The organism is Microbulbifer okhotskensis, assembly GCF_023895975.1.
In the GTDB taxonomy this organism is placed as follows: Bacteria; Pseudomonadota; Gammaproteobacteria; order Pseudomonadales; family Cellvibrionaceae; genus Microbulbifer; species Microbulbifer okhotskensis.
The window spans coordinates 1-208 of record NZ_JALBWM010000606.1 but is presented as its reverse complement, the minus strand read 5'-3'; the positions used below and the strand labels follow the sequence as shown (position 1 = coordinate 208).

The 208-nt window shown below is 58.7% G+C and carries 1 protein-coding gene; it reads left to right on the top strand.

The features are described 5' to 3' along the window. The coding region (locus MO867_RS23435; protein ID WP_252473576.1) for a hypothetical protein at positions 1-208 on the top strand (208 nt) is incomplete at both ends.

Here is a 208-nt window from a genome sequence, read left to right as displayed (position 1 = left end):
ATCTGGACAGCGGCGAGCAAAAAATAAAACTGATTCACGACCGCAAAAGTGCCTACCAATCCCAAGCCCTCGGCGTAGCTCCCATGCCCGCACCGGACCCGGTGGCCCTGGTGCCCGGCCCGACCTATATCGAATGGATCGACGCGCCCATATTATCCAGCGGTGACGACAGCCAGCTGGGCTATTACATTGCCATCGCCGGCAGTAA